Origin of the sequence: Micromonospora sp. NPDC049523 (assembly GCF_040676775.1) — a bacterium.
Lineage (GTDB): Bacteria > Actinomycetota > Actinomycetes > Mycobacteriales > Micromonosporaceae > Micromonospora_G.
The window spans coordinates 12,855-26,047 of record NZ_JBFAPP010000034.1 but is presented as its reverse complement, the minus strand read 5'-3'; the positions used below and the strand labels follow the sequence as shown (position 1 = coordinate 26,047).

14 protein-coding genes are annotated in these 13,193 nt (G+C 70.6%); 10 read left to right on the top strand and 4 right to left on the bottom strand.

Annotated elements, in window-relative coordinates; all coding sequences use genetic code 11:
* The first annotated feature begins 12 nt into the window (after window positions 1-12).
* The 4 genes from dop to prcA all read left to right on the top strand — a co-directional run bounded on the left by dop (window position 13) and on the right by prcA (window position 3,907).
* A complete protein-coding gene (gene dop / locus AB0J90_RS33155; protein WP_363602790.1) occupies window positions 13-1,530 on the top strand; it encodes a depupylase/deamidase Dop in 1,518 nt (505 codons plus the stop codon).
* Between the two features lie 237 nt (window positions 1,531-1,767).
* Window positions 1,768-1,983 (top strand): ubiquitin-like protein Pup, encoded by a 216-nt coding sequence (locus AB0J90_RS33150; RefSeq protein WP_326558577.1) that lies wholly within the window; start codon window positions 1,768-1,770, stop codon window positions 1,981-1,983.
* Between the two features lie 173 nt (window positions 1,984-2,156).
* On the top strand, window positions 2,157-2,996 hold the full coding sequence (gene prcB, locus AB0J90_RS33145; protein ID WP_363602788.1) for a proteasome subunit beta: 840 nt from the start codon (window positions 2,157-2,159) through the stop codon (window positions 2,994-2,996).
* Between the two features lie 74 nt (window positions 2,997-3,070).
* The gene (gene prcA / locus AB0J90_RS33140) at window positions 3,071-3,907 is read left to right on the top strand and encodes a proteasome subunit alpha (RefSeq protein ID WP_363602786.1); all 837 of its coding nucleotides are present in this window, start codon (window positions 3,071-3,073) and stop codon (window positions 3,905-3,907) included.
* A gap of 26 nt (window positions 3,908-3,933) precedes the next feature.
* Here the strand turns inward: prcA and AB0J90_RS33135 are convergent, their stop codons facing one another.
* Both AB0J90_RS33135 and rfbD read right to left on the bottom strand, forming a co-directional pair.
* Window positions 3,934-4,983 (bottom strand): glycosyltransferase family 2 protein, encoded by a 1,050-nt coding sequence (locus tag AB0J90_RS33135; RefSeq protein WP_363602784.1) that lies wholly within the window; start codon window positions 4,981-4,983, stop codon window positions 3,934-3,936.
* Window positions 4,984-5,101: 118 nt separating this feature from the next.
* Window positions 5,102-5,992, bottom strand: a complete 891-nt coding sequence (gene rfbD / locus AB0J90_RS33130) for a dTDP-4-dehydrorhamnose reductase (protein ID WP_363602782.1) — start codon at window positions 5,990-5,992, stop codon at window positions 5,102-5,104.
* A gap of 146 nt (window positions 5,993-6,138) precedes the next feature.
* Between rfbD and rfbA the strand changes: the two genes are divergently transcribed.
* The 3 genes from rfbA to AB0J90_RS33115 all read left to right on the top strand — a co-directional run bounded on the left by rfbA (window position 6,139) and on the right by AB0J90_RS33115 (window position 8,724).
* Entirely contained in the window at window positions 6,139-6,999 is an 861-nt protein-coding gene (rfbA, locus tag AB0J90_RS33125) for a glucose-1-phosphate thymidylyltransferase RfbA (RefSeq protein ID WP_363602780.1), read from the top strand.
* A 102-nt stretch (window positions 7,000-7,101) separates the two neighbouring features.
* The gene (pafA, locus tag AB0J90_RS33120) at window positions 7,102-8,460 is read left to right on the top strand and encodes a Pup--protein ligase (protein ID WP_326558571.1); all 1,359 of its coding nucleotides are present in this window, start codon (window positions 7,102-7,104) and stop codon (window positions 8,458-8,460) included.
* A 57-nt stretch (window positions 8,461-8,517) separates the two neighbouring features.
* Window positions 8,518-8,724, top strand: a complete 207-nt coding sequence (locus AB0J90_RS33115; protein ID WP_363602778.1) for a hypothetical protein — start codon at window positions 8,518-8,520, stop codon at window positions 8,722-8,724.
* A 16-nt stretch (window positions 8,725-8,740) separates the two neighbouring features.
* Here AB0J90_RS33115 and AB0J90_RS33110 read toward each other — a convergent pair whose 3' ends face one another.
* Window positions 8,741-9,826 carry a DUF3866 family protein gene (locus tag AB0J90_RS33110; protein WP_363602776.1) on the bottom strand — a complete coding sequence of 362 codons (1,086 nt, stop codon included), beginning with the start codon at window positions 9,824-9,826 and terminating at the stop codon, window positions 8,741-8,743.
* A gap of 48 nt (window positions 9,827-9,874) precedes the next feature.
* Complete coding sequence (locus AB0J90_RS33105) at window positions 9,875-10,831, bottom strand: cation diffusion facilitator family transporter (RefSeq protein ID WP_363602774.1); 957 nt, start codon at window positions 10,829-10,831, stop codon at window positions 9,875-9,877.
* 106 nt (window positions 10,832-10,937) lie between these two features.
* On the opposite strand from AB0J90_RS33105, the gene AB0J90_RS33100 reads away from it, so the two are divergent.
* The 3 genes from AB0J90_RS33100 to AB0J90_RS33090 are packed head-to-tail and all read left to right on the top strand — an operon-like array spanning window position 10,938 to window position 13,193.
* The gene (locus AB0J90_RS33100) at window positions 10,938-11,933 is read left to right on the top strand and encodes a WYL domain-containing protein (protein ID WP_363602772.1); all 996 of its coding nucleotides are present in this window, start codon (window positions 10,938-10,940) and stop codon (window positions 11,931-11,933) included.
* 20 nt (window positions 11,934-11,953) lie between these two features.
* Window positions 11,954-12,934: a YafY family protein gene (locus AB0J90_RS33095; RefSeq protein ID WP_363602770.1), complete on the top strand. Its 981-nt coding sequence runs from the start codon at window positions 11,954-11,956 to the stop codon at window positions 12,932-12,934.
* Window positions 12,935-12,944: 10 nt separating this feature from the next.
* Window positions 12,945-13,193: a hypothetical protein gene (locus AB0J90_RS33090; RefSeq protein WP_363602768.1), complete on the top strand. Its 249-nt coding sequence runs from the start codon at window positions 12,945-12,947 to the stop codon at window positions 13,191-13,193.

Here is a 13,193-nt window from a genome sequence, read left to right as displayed (position 1 = left end):
TGGGGCAGCGGCATGAGCGTACGGCGGATCATGGGCGCCGAGGTTGAATACGGTATCTCGGTTCCCGGGCAGGCCGGGGCCAATCCGATGGTCACCTCGTCACAGGTGGTCAACGCCTACGGCGCACGTCCCGAGCTGACCCGTGGCGGTCGTGCTCGGTGGGACTACGAGGAGGAGTCACCGCTGCGCGACGCGCGCGGTTTCACCTACTCCGGTGCGGCCTACGACCCGGCTGAGGCACTCGCCGACGAGGACCTGGGCCTGGCCAACGTGATACTGACCAACGGTGCCCGGCTCTACGTCGACCACGCCCACCCGGAGTACTCGACTCCCGAGGTGACCAACCCGATGGACCTGGTCCGCTGGGACAAGGCGGGGGAGCGGGTGATGGCCGAGGCGGCCCGGCGGGCCGAGACGATTCCCGGCACCCACCCGATCCATCTCTACAAGAACAACACCGACAACAAGGGCGCCAGCTACGGCGCGCACGAGAACTACCTGATGCGCCGGCAGACCCCGTTCGCCGACATCGTCACGTACCTCACCCCGTTTTTCGTGACCCGGCAGATCTTCTGCGGGGCGGGCCGGGTCGGTGTCGGTCAGGACGGTTCGCAGCCGGGCTTCCAGATCTCCCAACGTGCGGACTTCTTCGAGGTCGAGGTCGGCCTGGAGACCACGCTGAAGCGGCCCATCATCAACACTCGCGACGAGCCGCACGCGGATGCCGACAAATACCGCCGGCTGCACGTGATCATCGGCGACGCCAACCTCTCCGAGATCTCGACGTACCTCAAGGTCGGTACGACCGCCCTGGTCCTGACCATGATCGAGGAGAAGGCGCTCAGCCCCGACCTCGGCATCGCCGATCCGGTGGCGGAGTTGCGCTCGGTCAGTCACGACCCGTCGCTGTCGCATCTGATGCGACTGCGCGACGGCCGCCGGCTCACCGCGCTCGACCTGCAGTGGGCGTACTACGAGCGGGCGCGCGCGTTCGTCGAGGACCGGTACGGCGCCGACGCCGACGAGCAGACCCTGGACGTGCTGGAACGTTGGGAGGGTGTGCTGGACCGCCTCGGCCGCGACCCGATGCTCTGCGCCGGTGAGCTGGACTGGGTGGCGAAGCTGCGGTTGCTGGAGGGCTACCGGGAGCGGGAGAAGCTCGGCTGGGCCTCGCACAAGCTGCAACTGGTCGACCTGCAGTACTCCGACGTACGTCCGGAGAAGGGCCTCTACCACCGGCTGGTGGCCCGGGGCTCGATGGCCACGCTGCTGCCCGACGAGCAGACCCGCCGGGCGATGGTCGAGCCGCCCGAGGACACCCGCGCCTACTTCCGTGGCCGCTGCCTGGCCCAGTACGCCTCCGAGGTGGTCGCGGCGAGCTGGGATTCGGTCATCTTCGACGTCGGCCGGGAGTCGCTGGTCCGGGTGCCGATGATGGAGCCGGAGCGGGGCACCCGCAAGCACGTGGGGGCGTTGTTCGACCGCTGCGCGAGCGCCAAGGACCTGTTGGAGACCATCACCGGCAACTGAGCGGATGCCCGTCGGGCGACCCGGCGGCACCGGACCGAGGTCGCCTGCCGGTCGCCGTGCACGTCGTCCACCCGGCCCGGGCCCGATCGCCGACCGCCCTCGGTGGAAGCGGCCTCCGTCGTGCCCGTGGCGCCGGACGCGAATCGGGCAGGCGAGCGGTAAAGGTCGCGGTCGTCGCCCCGTACTGTCGCTCTTCCGAGGTAAGTTTCTTGCAAGCGATCGTGGAGGAGGCACCAGATGGCTACCCGTGACACCGGCGGTCAGTCCCAGTCCGGCAAGGCGCGCCGCGACGAAGAGGTCGAGGACGTCACCACCGAGGCGAATCCCGAGGTCGCGGAGCGGCATGCCGAGATCACCGAGGACGTCGACGACCTGCTCGACGAGATCGACTCCGTACTCGAGGAGAACGCGGAAGAGTTCGTCCGGGGTTATGTCCAAAAGGGTGGCGAGTAGCCTCCGGTCGGGCTCCGGTAAGCCGCCCGCGTACGTCGCACCACGCCGGTACCGCGATCATCGCGCGCGCCGGAGGCAGACGATAGTCTGCTTCAACCGCAACGGTGGTCGTGGCCGGTTCGGCGGCGGCGCAGGGCGTTGGGCATTGGCGATCACGTACTGAGAGGAACCACGTGGCAGCGGGTTTTGATCCATCCGGGCGGCTACCAGATGTGTTCACCAACGCGGGGACGTCCTCCTTCACACAGTTCCTGAGCAAGGTGGCACCCGAGCTGCTGCCGGGCCGTCGGCCGCTGCCGCCGGGGCTGGCCGCCGACATAGCGCCGCACGCGACCACCATCGTGGCCATCACCAGCGCCACCGGCGTCGTGATGGCCGGTGACCGCCGGGCCACCATGGGTAACATGATCTCCAGCCGGGACATCCAGAAGGTCCACCCGGCGGACCGGCACTCGCTGGTGGGCATCGCCGGCACCGCCGGCATCGGCATCGAGATGATGCGACTGTTCCAGGTCGAACTCGAGCACTACGAGAAGATCGAAGGCGCGGTCCTCTCCCTCGACGGCAAGGCCAACCGGCTCGCCTCGATGATCCGCGGCAACCTCGGTGCCGCGATGCAGGGGCTGGCCGTGATCCCGCTCTTCGCCGGCTTCGACCTCGCCGTCGCGGACCCGGCCAAGGCCGGCCGGATCTTCAGCTTCGACGTCGCGGGCGGCCCCTACGAGGAGACCGGCTACGACGCCATCGGGTCCGGATCGCTGTTCGCCCGTTCCGCGCTGAAGAAGCGCTACCGGCCCGGTCTGAGCACCGACGAGGTGGTCCGGCTCGCCGTCGAGGCGCTGTACGACGCGGCCGACGACGACACCGCCACCGGCGGCCCCGACCTCACCCGCCGGATCTACCCGGTGGTGATGACCGCGACGGCCGAGGGGACCAACCGGCTCACCGAGGCCGAGACCGCGGCGGTCGCCGAAGCGGTCGTCGCGGCCCGGATGGAGAACCCCGGCGGCTGAGGCCGACCACCGACCAAGCCGTACGCCGTCAGCTCGTTACCTCGCCAGACCAGCTTGTAAGGAGAACCGCCGCCGTGGCCATGCAGTTCTACGCCTCGCCAGAGCAGATCATGCGCGATCGCTCCGAGCTGGCCCGCAAGGGCATCGCCCGGGGTCGTAGCGCGGTGGTACTCAGCTACGAGGGTGGGATTCTCTTCGTCGCGGAGAATCTTTCCAGCGCCCTGCACAAGGTCAGTGAGATCTACGACCGGATCGGCTTCGCCGCCGTCGGCCGCTACAACGAGTTCGAGAACCTCCGGCGCGCGGGCGTACGGATGGCCGACCTGAACGGGCTCAGCTACGACCGGCGGGACGTGACCGGTCGGGCCCTGGCCAACGCGTACGCACAGACGTTGGGCGCGATCTTCACGGAGCAGTCCAAGCCGTTCGAGGTGGAGATCTGTGTCGCCGAGGTCGGGGTCACCCCGGGCGACGACGAGATCTACCGGCTCACCTACGACGGCTCGGTCAACGACGAGCCGGGCCGGATGGCGATGGGTGGGCAGAGCGAGGCGATCACCGCCGCGCTGCGCGACAACCACCGCAACGACATGTCGCTCAGCGAGGCCGTACGGCTTGCGGTGCAGGCCCTGCGCAGTGTCGGCGGCGAGAACGGTGCGGCCAGGACGATCGCGGCGAACCAGCTCGAGGTCGCGGTGCTGGACCGCAACCGGATCGGGCGTACCTTCCGCCGGATCACCGGGGCGGCCCTGACCAGCCTGCTCGACGGGGAGGCGGAGCCGAAGGGCTCGGAGGCCCCCGAGCCCACCCCGGCCGGCCCGGCGACTCCGGCCACCGGCCCGGACAAGCCCGCCGTGTCGGCAGCCTCGGCCGACCTGGAAACGAAGGACACCGAGCAGCCAGAGGGCTGACCCGGTGTCCGGCGGGGCGGGTGGTGTCAGACCCAGCGTCGAACCACCCGCCAGTACGCCGACATCACCACGTTCAGCACGCCCACCCCGGGCGGGCTGATCAGCGGAGTGTTGAACCGGTCGGTCAGCACCCGCATCCAGACCCGGTCCGGCACGGTCCGCTCGGTCTGCAACTGCCGGCGGCGTTCGCCCAGGTGCCGCCGGTGCCGCCAGAGCCAGCCGTAGCCGCGCAGCTTGTCCCGGAACCAGCCCTCCTTCAGCGCGAGCAGCAGCATGACCAACTCCAGGGCGAGCAGCGGCGGCGCGAGCAGCAGCAGCGAGCGGCGACCCCAGAGGGTGGACACGAACATCAGGCGGTTCCGCTCGACCAGGTAGTACTTGAAGCTGTTGCGGCTGAACTCGTAGCGGTGCAGGGCGACCGCGTCCGGCACGTTGAGGACCCGCAGACCCACCCGCCAGGTACGGATGGAGAGGTCGGCGTCCTCGTGGTACGCGAAGTAGTGCGGGTCGAAGCCACCCAGCCGGTCCCAGTGGCTGCGTGAGGTCACCAGGCAGGCGCCCATCGCCCCGGCGGTCTCGGTCGGTTCGGACCGGGTTTCCCGCTCCCGGAAGCCACCGATCCAGCTCACCCCGAGCACGTGCACCTCGTTGCCGGAGGAGTTGAGCAGGTCGGGCTCGTCGGCCAGGCGTATCGCCCCGGCGGCGATGCCCACGTCCGACTGGTCCACCACCTCGACCAGCCGGGCCAGGGTGTTCGGCTCGACGATCGCGTCCCCGTTGACCAGGGCGACGTAGTCTCCGCTGGCGGCCGTCACGCCCAGGTTGCAGCCGGCGGAGAAGCCGATGTTCTCACCCTCGCCGACCACTACCACGCCGGGCAGCTTCGCCAGCACCTCGACATCGTCGGTGGTGCAGCCGTTGTCGACGAGAACCACCTCGACCTCCACCTTCGCCGAGGCCAGCAACGTCTCCACGGAGCGGCGAAGCAGTGGCTCGGCCTTCCAGGCGAGCACGATCGCGCTGACCCGCGGGAGGCGGGAGTGTTCGACGAAGGAACCGGCGTTCGGGTCGTGCATGTCGGCGTGGTCTCCCGGGGTCGGATTTCGCTCGGCAGTGCGGGATGGAATCAGGCTGCGCGATGAATTGCGCGGGACGGATCAGGTTGCGCAGGATGGATCAAGCGGTGGGGATCGATCAGGTGGCCGGGACGAGGCCCCGGTCGGCGAGCGCCCCACCGAGCATCTCGTGCCAGTCTGGCATGGGCGCCAGGCCCGCCGACCGCCACCGATCGTGTCCCAGCACGCTGTAGGCCGGGCGGGGCGCCGGCAGGGGGTAGTTCTCGCTGGTGGTGGGCCGGACCCGGTCCGGGTCGAGGCCGCTCAGCGCGAACACCGCGCGGGCCAGGCCGAACCAGGTGGTCTGGCCGGACGCGGTGCCGTGGTAGATCCCGGCCGGCGCGGCACCGGCGCGGGCGGCGTCACCCAGCTCGACCAGCCGGGACGCCAGCGCGTAGGACCAGGTCGGCTGGCCGAGCTGGTCGTCGACCACGGTGAGCTGTTCGCGCTCGGTGGCGAGCCGCAACATGGTGTTGACGAAGTTCCGGCCGTGGGTGCCGTAGAGCCAGGCGGTACGGACCACGTAGCCGGTTTCCGGGAGCAGCCGGGTCACGGCCCGCTCGCCGACGAGCTTGCTGCGCCCGTACGCGTTGATCGGGGCGGTGGGGGCGTCCTCCTGGTAGGGCTGGCTGGCGTCGCCGGGGAACACGTAGTCGGTCGAGACGTGCAGCAGCCGTACGCCGGCCTGCGCGCAGGCCCGGGCCAGGTTCTCGACGCCCGCCCCGTTGACGGCGGTGGCCTCGTCCTCCCGGGTCTCGGCGCCGTCGACGTCGGTCCAGGCGGCGGCGTTGATCACTACGTCGTGCCCGGTCACCGCGGCCCGCACTGCTTCCGGGTCGGTAAGGTCCAGCTCTGCCCTGGTGGCTGCGGTGAACCGCCGGGCGGGATCGGCACCGAGGACCGTCACCAGGTCTTGGCCGAGCATGCCGCCAGCGCCGGTGACCAGCCAGTTGCCGTTCTTGTCGGTCATTCCCCGCCTCGCTTCGCCGGCCGAACCCCTGGGATCCGGCCCGTCGACGGGGGATCCGTACGGGTTGGTGAGTCTACGCGACGAGTGGGCGGAACAAGCCGGCACGTGGGCGCGCCGCCATCACCGAAAGTCGGTACTCTCCCCGAGTGCGTGGAATCCTGCTCGCCGGTGGCACCGGCTCCCGACTCTGGCCGCTGACCAAGGCGGTGTCGAAGCAGCTGATGCCGGTCTTCGACAAGCCGATGATCTACTACCCGCTCTCCACGCTGGTGATGTCCGGCATCCGGGAGATCCTGGTCATCACCACGCCCGACGACCAGGACCAGTTCCGACGTCTGCTGGGTGACGGGAGCCAGTTCGGCCTGCGGCTGGAGTACCGCGCCCAACCCCGACCGGAGGGCATCGCGCAGGCGTTCGTCCTCGGCGCCGACTTCATCGGCGACGAATCGGTGGCGCTGGTCCTCGGCGACAACATCTTCCACGGCGTCGGTCTCGGTCGGCAGCTCGCCGAGCAGAACGACCTGGTCGGCGGGCGGGTCTTCGCCTACCAGGTGGCCAACCCGGAGGAATACGGCGTGGTCGACTTCGACGAGCACGGGCAGGTGCTCTCGATCGAGGAGAAGCCGGCCACCCCGAAGTCCCGTTACGCCGTGCCCGGCCTCTACTTCTACGACAACCGGGTGGTCAAGATCGCCCGCGACCTGCGTCCCAGCGACCGCGGCGAGTTGGAGATCACCGCGGTCAACGAGGCGTACCGCGAGCTCGGGGAGCTGAGTGTGACGGTGCTCGACCGGGGGACCGCCTGGCTCGACACCGGCACCTTCACCTCGATGATGCAGGCGGCCGAGTTCGTCCGGGTGATCGAGGAACGCCAGGGCATGAAGATCGGCTGTGTGGAGGAGGTCGCCTGGCGGGCCGGCCTGATCGACGACGATCAGCTCCGCACGCTGGCCCTGCCACTACTCAAGAGCGGGTACGGCGAATACCTGCTCAATCTGCTCCGCTGACGTACCCGCATCAGCCGTTCCGCGGGGAGTTTCGGCGCCGACGCGCGGAATGTGCGACCCGAGGGCGACCATTCCGCGCCTCCGGGCGGCTAGTGTCTGTTCATGGAGCGGCGAATCTTCGGTCTCGAGACCGAGTACGGCGTCACCTGCACCTACCGCGGTCAGCGGCGACTCTCCCCGGACGAGGTCGCGCGCTACCTCTTCCGTCGGGTGGTGTCCTGGGGACGATCCAGCAATGTCTTCCTGCGCAACGGAGCCCGGCTCTACCTCGACGTCGGGTCCCATCCGGAGTACGCGACGCCGGAGTGCGACTCGGTCACCGACCTGGTCGCGCACGATCGGGCCGGCGAGCGGATCCTCGAGGGGTTGCTCGTCGACGCCGAGAAACGGCTGCACGACGAGGGCATCGCCGGTGAGATCTACCTGTTCAAGAACAACACCGACTCGGCCGGCAACTCGTACGGCTGCCACGAGAACTACCTGGTCTCCCGGCACGGGGAGTTCGGCCGCCTGGCCGACGTACTGATCCCGTTCCTGGTGACCCGGCAGTTGATCTGCGGCGCTGGCAAGGTGCTGCAGACCCCGCGTGGCGCGGTGTACTGCCTCTCCCAGCGGGCGGAGCACATCTGGGAGGGTGTCTCGTCGGCGACCACCCGGAGCCGGCCGATCATCAACACCCGGGACGAGCCGCACGCCGACGCCGAACGCTACCGCCGGCTGCACGTGATCGTCGGCGACTCCAACATGAACGAGGTCACCACCCTGCTCAAGGTCGGCACCGCGGACATCGTGCTGCGGATGATCGAGGCCGGGGTGGTGATGCGGGACCTGTCGCTGGAGAACCCGATCCGGGCGATCCGCGAGGTGTCGCACGACATCACCGGCCGGCGCAAGGTCAGGTTGGCCTCCAACAAGGAGGTCAGCGCGCTGGAGATCCAGCAGGAGTACCTGGCCAAGGCGACCGAGTTCGTCGAGCGTCGAGGCGGCGACCAGACCGCGAAGCGGGTCGTGGAACTCTGGGGCCGGGTGCTGAACGCGGTGGAGAGCGGCGACCTCGAACCGGTCTCGCGGGAGATCGACTGGGTCAGCAAGCTGAAGCTGATCGAGCGCTACCAGGCCAAGCACGACCTGCCGCTGTCCCACCCCCGGATCGCCCAGATGGACCTGGCCTACCACGACGTCCGCCGGGGCCGCGGCCTCTACGGGCTGCTGGAGCGGCGCGGCCAGGTGGACCGGATCGCCACCGACCCGGAGATCTTCGAAGCCAAGGAGACGCCTCCGCAGACCACCCGGGCGCGGCTGCGCGGCGAGTTCATCCGGCACGCGCAGGAGAAGCGCCGGGACTTCACCGTCGACTGGGTACACCTGAAGCTCAACGACCAGGCGCAGCGCACCGTGCTGTGCAAGGACCCGTTCCGGGCGTACGACGAGCGGGTGGAGCGGTTGATCGCGAGCATGTGAGCGGGGCCGGAGCCGGCGTACGCGGCGACGCCGGCTCCGGGTAGTCTCGGGGGTGTTATGACACCTCCTGACCCTTCCGCCGAAGAGCCGCCCGAGCGCAACGTCGACCAGGTGCGCCAGGGGTGGGTCAACCGGCGCCGCGAGAAGATCGTCGAAGAGATCGCGCGCAACCGGCGGGGCGAGTACACCGTACCGACCTGGGTGCTGGTGACGGCGCTGGTGCTGCTCGTCGCCGGTTGGATCTCGGTCGTGGTGTTCAGCTAGGTCGGCTGGTACAGGCTCACCCGACGAGGGTGACCGCGTGCCGGCCGGCCGCCGCCGCGGCGAGGAAGTAGGCGTGGTCGGCGTCCAGTCCCCGGCCCATGGTCGACAGCGTGACCGGGGCCGCCCGCAGTGCGGCGTCCAGCCCGTCGGTGTCGACCCGGATCACCCGGTGCCGCCGCGTCAGCGGGGCCAGCGACTCCTCCACCTCGGCGGCCAGTGCCGGCTCCAGGCCGTTCGGCACCACCAGGTCCGCGGGCGTGAGCGCCACCCGCCCGTACGCGGTGAGACTGTGGTGGGACACGCCACGGTGCCGGTCCCGGGCGTCGGCGCCGGAGATGCGCAGCGAGCCGACCGGCCGTCCGCCCAGCGCGGTGACCGCGTTGACGGCCTCACCGACGGCGACCCCGGAGAAACCCCAGCGGGTCCCGGTGCCGAGGTTGCCCGGGCCCTGGGCCACGATCGCGATGTCCGCGTGGAGCACGTGCCGGGCGGCGAGCAGCCCGCCGTGCAGGTTGGTGGCCTCCAGGTCACCGCCGAACGCCTGTCCGACGGTCACCGTGCCGGCGAGTTCACCGTCGAGAGCGGCCAGGGTACGGGAGAACCACGCCGGCAGCGCCCCGCCGTCGGTCATCAGGTAGGCGATCCGCACCCGGGACGCGTCGGCCCGGATGCCGGCCACGATCGCCGGCAGGGCGGAGTGCAGGTCGGCGGTGACCACCGGCAGGCCGGCGAGGTCGTCGGCGTCGACCAGGGCGGCCCGGTGCGGTGAGGCCTCCTCGTCCGCGCCGAGCAGGATCGGTTGCAGCGGGGTGTAGCGCGCCTTCACCAAGTGTCCACCGTCGCGGTTGTCCAACGCATCCGGCGGATCGGCGGGCAGCCGGTCGGGGAGCGCGACCACGAGGGCGTACCCGCCGGTGCCCAGCCCCATCAACAGCGCGCCGACGTTGAGCAGCACCCGGTCGCCGGGTTCCGGGGTGCCGACCAGCGCGGGATAGGCCAGCGCCCGGACAGCCGCACCGTCGGGCAGCGTCACCTCGAGTTCGATCGCGCCGCGCCACTGCCGTCGTACCGCCGTCACCGTGCCGGACCGCCATCGCACCATGTCCGGCACGGTAGCCGGGTCGGTGGCCGCCGGGGCGGCGGGGGCGGGTCAGCCCGGTCCGGTGTCGGGGCGGTCCGGCGCCTTGGAGCCGGTCGGGTCGAGGAAGACGAACCGTACGGCGGGATTCCGGGTGATCAACCGCCGCTCGGCCTCGTCCGCGGCGGCCTCGATCGCGGCGCCGGTGGCGTCGTCGGCGAAGTCGACCTTCGCGGCGACGAGGATCTCGTCCGGGCCGAGTTGCAGGGTCAGCAGGGTGTTGATCCGTACGACCGTCGGCACCCCTACCAGTTCCTCGTAGATCTCCCGCCGGGTTGCCGGCCCGGCCGCGCGGCCGAGCAGCAGGGAGAGATTGCTGTGGGCCAGCGTCACGGCCACCACCAGGAGCAGCAGGCCGATCATGATCGAGGCCAGTCCGTCCCAGAATCCGTCGTCGGTGATCTGCGACAGACCGACGCCGGCCCCCGCCAGCACGAGCCCGATCAGCGCCGCGCTGTCCTCGAAGAAGACCGCCTTGACCGTGGTGTCCGGGGTACGGCGCACCACCAGCCAGGGGCTGATCGAGAACCTTCGCGCCCGGCCCTTGATCTGCCGGCTCGCCCGTCGCCAGGAGATTCCCTCGGCGACGGCCGAGATCGCCAGCACCGTGTACGAGATGAGGTTGTCGTCCTGGCGCTGGTCGATCATGATGGCGTGCACCCCCTGGGTGATAGAGAAGACGCCGCCGCCGACGAAGGTGAAGACCGCGGCCAGGAACGCCCAGGCGTAGCTCTCCCGCCCGTGTCCGAACGGCCGCTCCTCGTCGGCGGGCCGGGCGCCCCGGCGCAGCGCGACGAAGAGCAGGACCTCGGTGGTGGTGTCGGCGAACGAGTGCGCGGCCTCCGACAGCACCGCGGCCGAGCCGCTGAGCAGGCCAGCCACCACCTTCGCCGCGGCAATCGCCAGGTTGGCCGCACCGGCGATGATCACCGTGCCGACACTCTGCGCACCCTCCGGCGATCTCGCCATGAAGGCAGCCTATGGTCCTCGTGGACGACATAACCGATGGATCGGATTGCTGCCCGCACCCGTGTGGGTGCGTACGCGGCGGGCCAACACTGCTAGCGTCTCAGGCGTGTCGCGGAGCCGCACCGAACGCCTGGTCAACCTGGTGATATGTCTGCTGTCCACGCGGCGGTTCCTGACCGCCGCGCAGATCGCCGCGACCGTGCCCGGTTACGAGCACGATCCGGACGATCCGCGCGATCATGAGGCGTTCCAACGCAAGTTCGAACGCGACAAGGCGGAACTGCGTGAACTCGGCGTACCGCTGGAGACCGGCACGGCCAGCGTGTTCGACACCGAACCCGGCTACCGGATCGCGCACCGTGAGTACGCCCTGCCCGAGATTCCGCTCGAACCGGACGAGGCCGCCGCGGTGGGGATCGCCGCCCGGCTCTGGCAGCACGCCGGCCTGGCCGCCGCCGCCTCCTCCGGCCTCGCCAAGCTCCGGGCCGCCGGCATCGACGTCGACCCGCAGGCGACCCTCGGCATGGAACCGGTGGTCACCGTCGACCCGGCCTTCGCGCCGCTGACCGCCGCCGCCCGGGATCGTCGGGCGGTCACCTTCGACTACCGGGTGCCCGACGACGACGTGCCGACCGGTCGGCGGCTGCAACCGTGGGGCGTGGTGTGCTGGCGGGGCCGCTGGTACGTGGTCGGCCACGACCTCGACCGGGCGGCAACCCGGTGCTTCCGGCTCTCCCGGGTCGTCGGGACGGTCCGGATGGTCGGCCGTGCGGGCGGCTACGCCCCGCCGGAGGGCGTCGACCTGATCAGCCACGTCGCTCGCTGGTTCGGCCCGGTCGAGCGGACCGGCCGGGCGACCGTACTGGCCCGTCCCGGTCGGGCCGCTGGACTGCGGCGCTGGGCGAAGGAGATCGTTTCCGGTCCGGACGGCGACCGGCTGGTGCTGCCGTACGCGGACCCGGAGGCGCTCGCCGGCACGCTGGTGGGCTACGGTCCCGACGTCCGGGTGCTCGACCCGCCGGAGGTCCGGGACGCGGTCATCCAGCGACTCAAGGAGATCGCCGCCCAGCACGACGTGATGGTGGGCGGGAGCACCGCATGAGTACGCGACGGAGTGACGCAATGAGTGGTTCGCGGGCTTCGGCCGACCGGCTCGCCCGGCTGCTCAACCTGGTGCCGTACCTGTTGGCACGGCCGGGGATCGAGTTGGCCGAGGCGGCCGGCGACCTCGGCGTCAGCGAGCGGCAGCTGCGCGAGGACCTGGAACTGCTCTGGGTCTGCGGGCTGCCGGGTTACGGTCCCGGTGACCTGATCGACATGGCCTTCGACGGTGACCGGGTCACCATCACCTACGACGCCGGCATCGACCGCCCGCTGCGGCTCACCCCGGACGAGGCGCTGGCGCTGGTGGTGGCCCTGCGGATGCTGGTGGAGACGCCGGGGATCGCGAACCGCGACGCGATCGAGCGGGCCCTGGCGAAGATCGAGGATGCCGCCGGGGACCTCGCCGACGCGCCGGTGGAGGTCCGGATGGCCGGTGACGGCGATCAGGCCGAGGCGCTGCACGGTGCGGTCCGGCGTGGGCGGGCGCTGCGGATCACCTACTACACCGCGGCCCGCGACGAGACCACCGAACGGACCATCGACCCGATCCGGGTGCTGATGGTCGGCGGCCGGGCGTACCTGGAGGCGTGGTGCCGGCGGGCCGAGGCGGTACGGCTGTTCCGGGCCGACCGGATCGACGCGCAGACCGAGCTGGACGAACCCGCCGTGGTGCCGCCGCAGGCCACCCGGTTGCACGACTTCAGCGCCGGTGTCTTCCAGCCCTCGCCCGAACTGCCCCTGGTCACCCTGCGGGTGGGCCGAGGCGGCCGGTGGATCACCGAGTACTACCCGTGCGAGCAGATCGAACCGGGCGACGGTGAGCAGTGGCTGGTCTCGCTGCGGGTGACCGACCTGGACTGGGCTCGCCGGTTCGTTCTCGGACTCGGCCCGGAGGTGACCGTGGTGTCCCCGATCGACCTGGTCGAACAGGTACGCGACTCGGCCGCCGCCGCGCTGGACGCGTACGCCGTTCCGGCGCCCGCCGTCGCCGGGCACTAGGCTGACCGACGTGGTGACCTGGATCGTCCTCGCGGTGGTGCTGTTCGCTCTGCTCGTGCTCGTACTGGCCGCCCGGCCGGTGCTGGCGCGGCTGCCCCGACTGGAGCGGGCGGCGCTCGCCCTGCTGCAGCGGCAGGGGCAGGCCGAGGCACTCGCCTCGCGCGCCGAGACGCTCCAGGAGCGGTTGGTCGTCCTGCAACGGCAGGCGGAGGTCACCCAGCAACGTCTCATTTTGATCAAGGCCAAACACGGGGAGTGA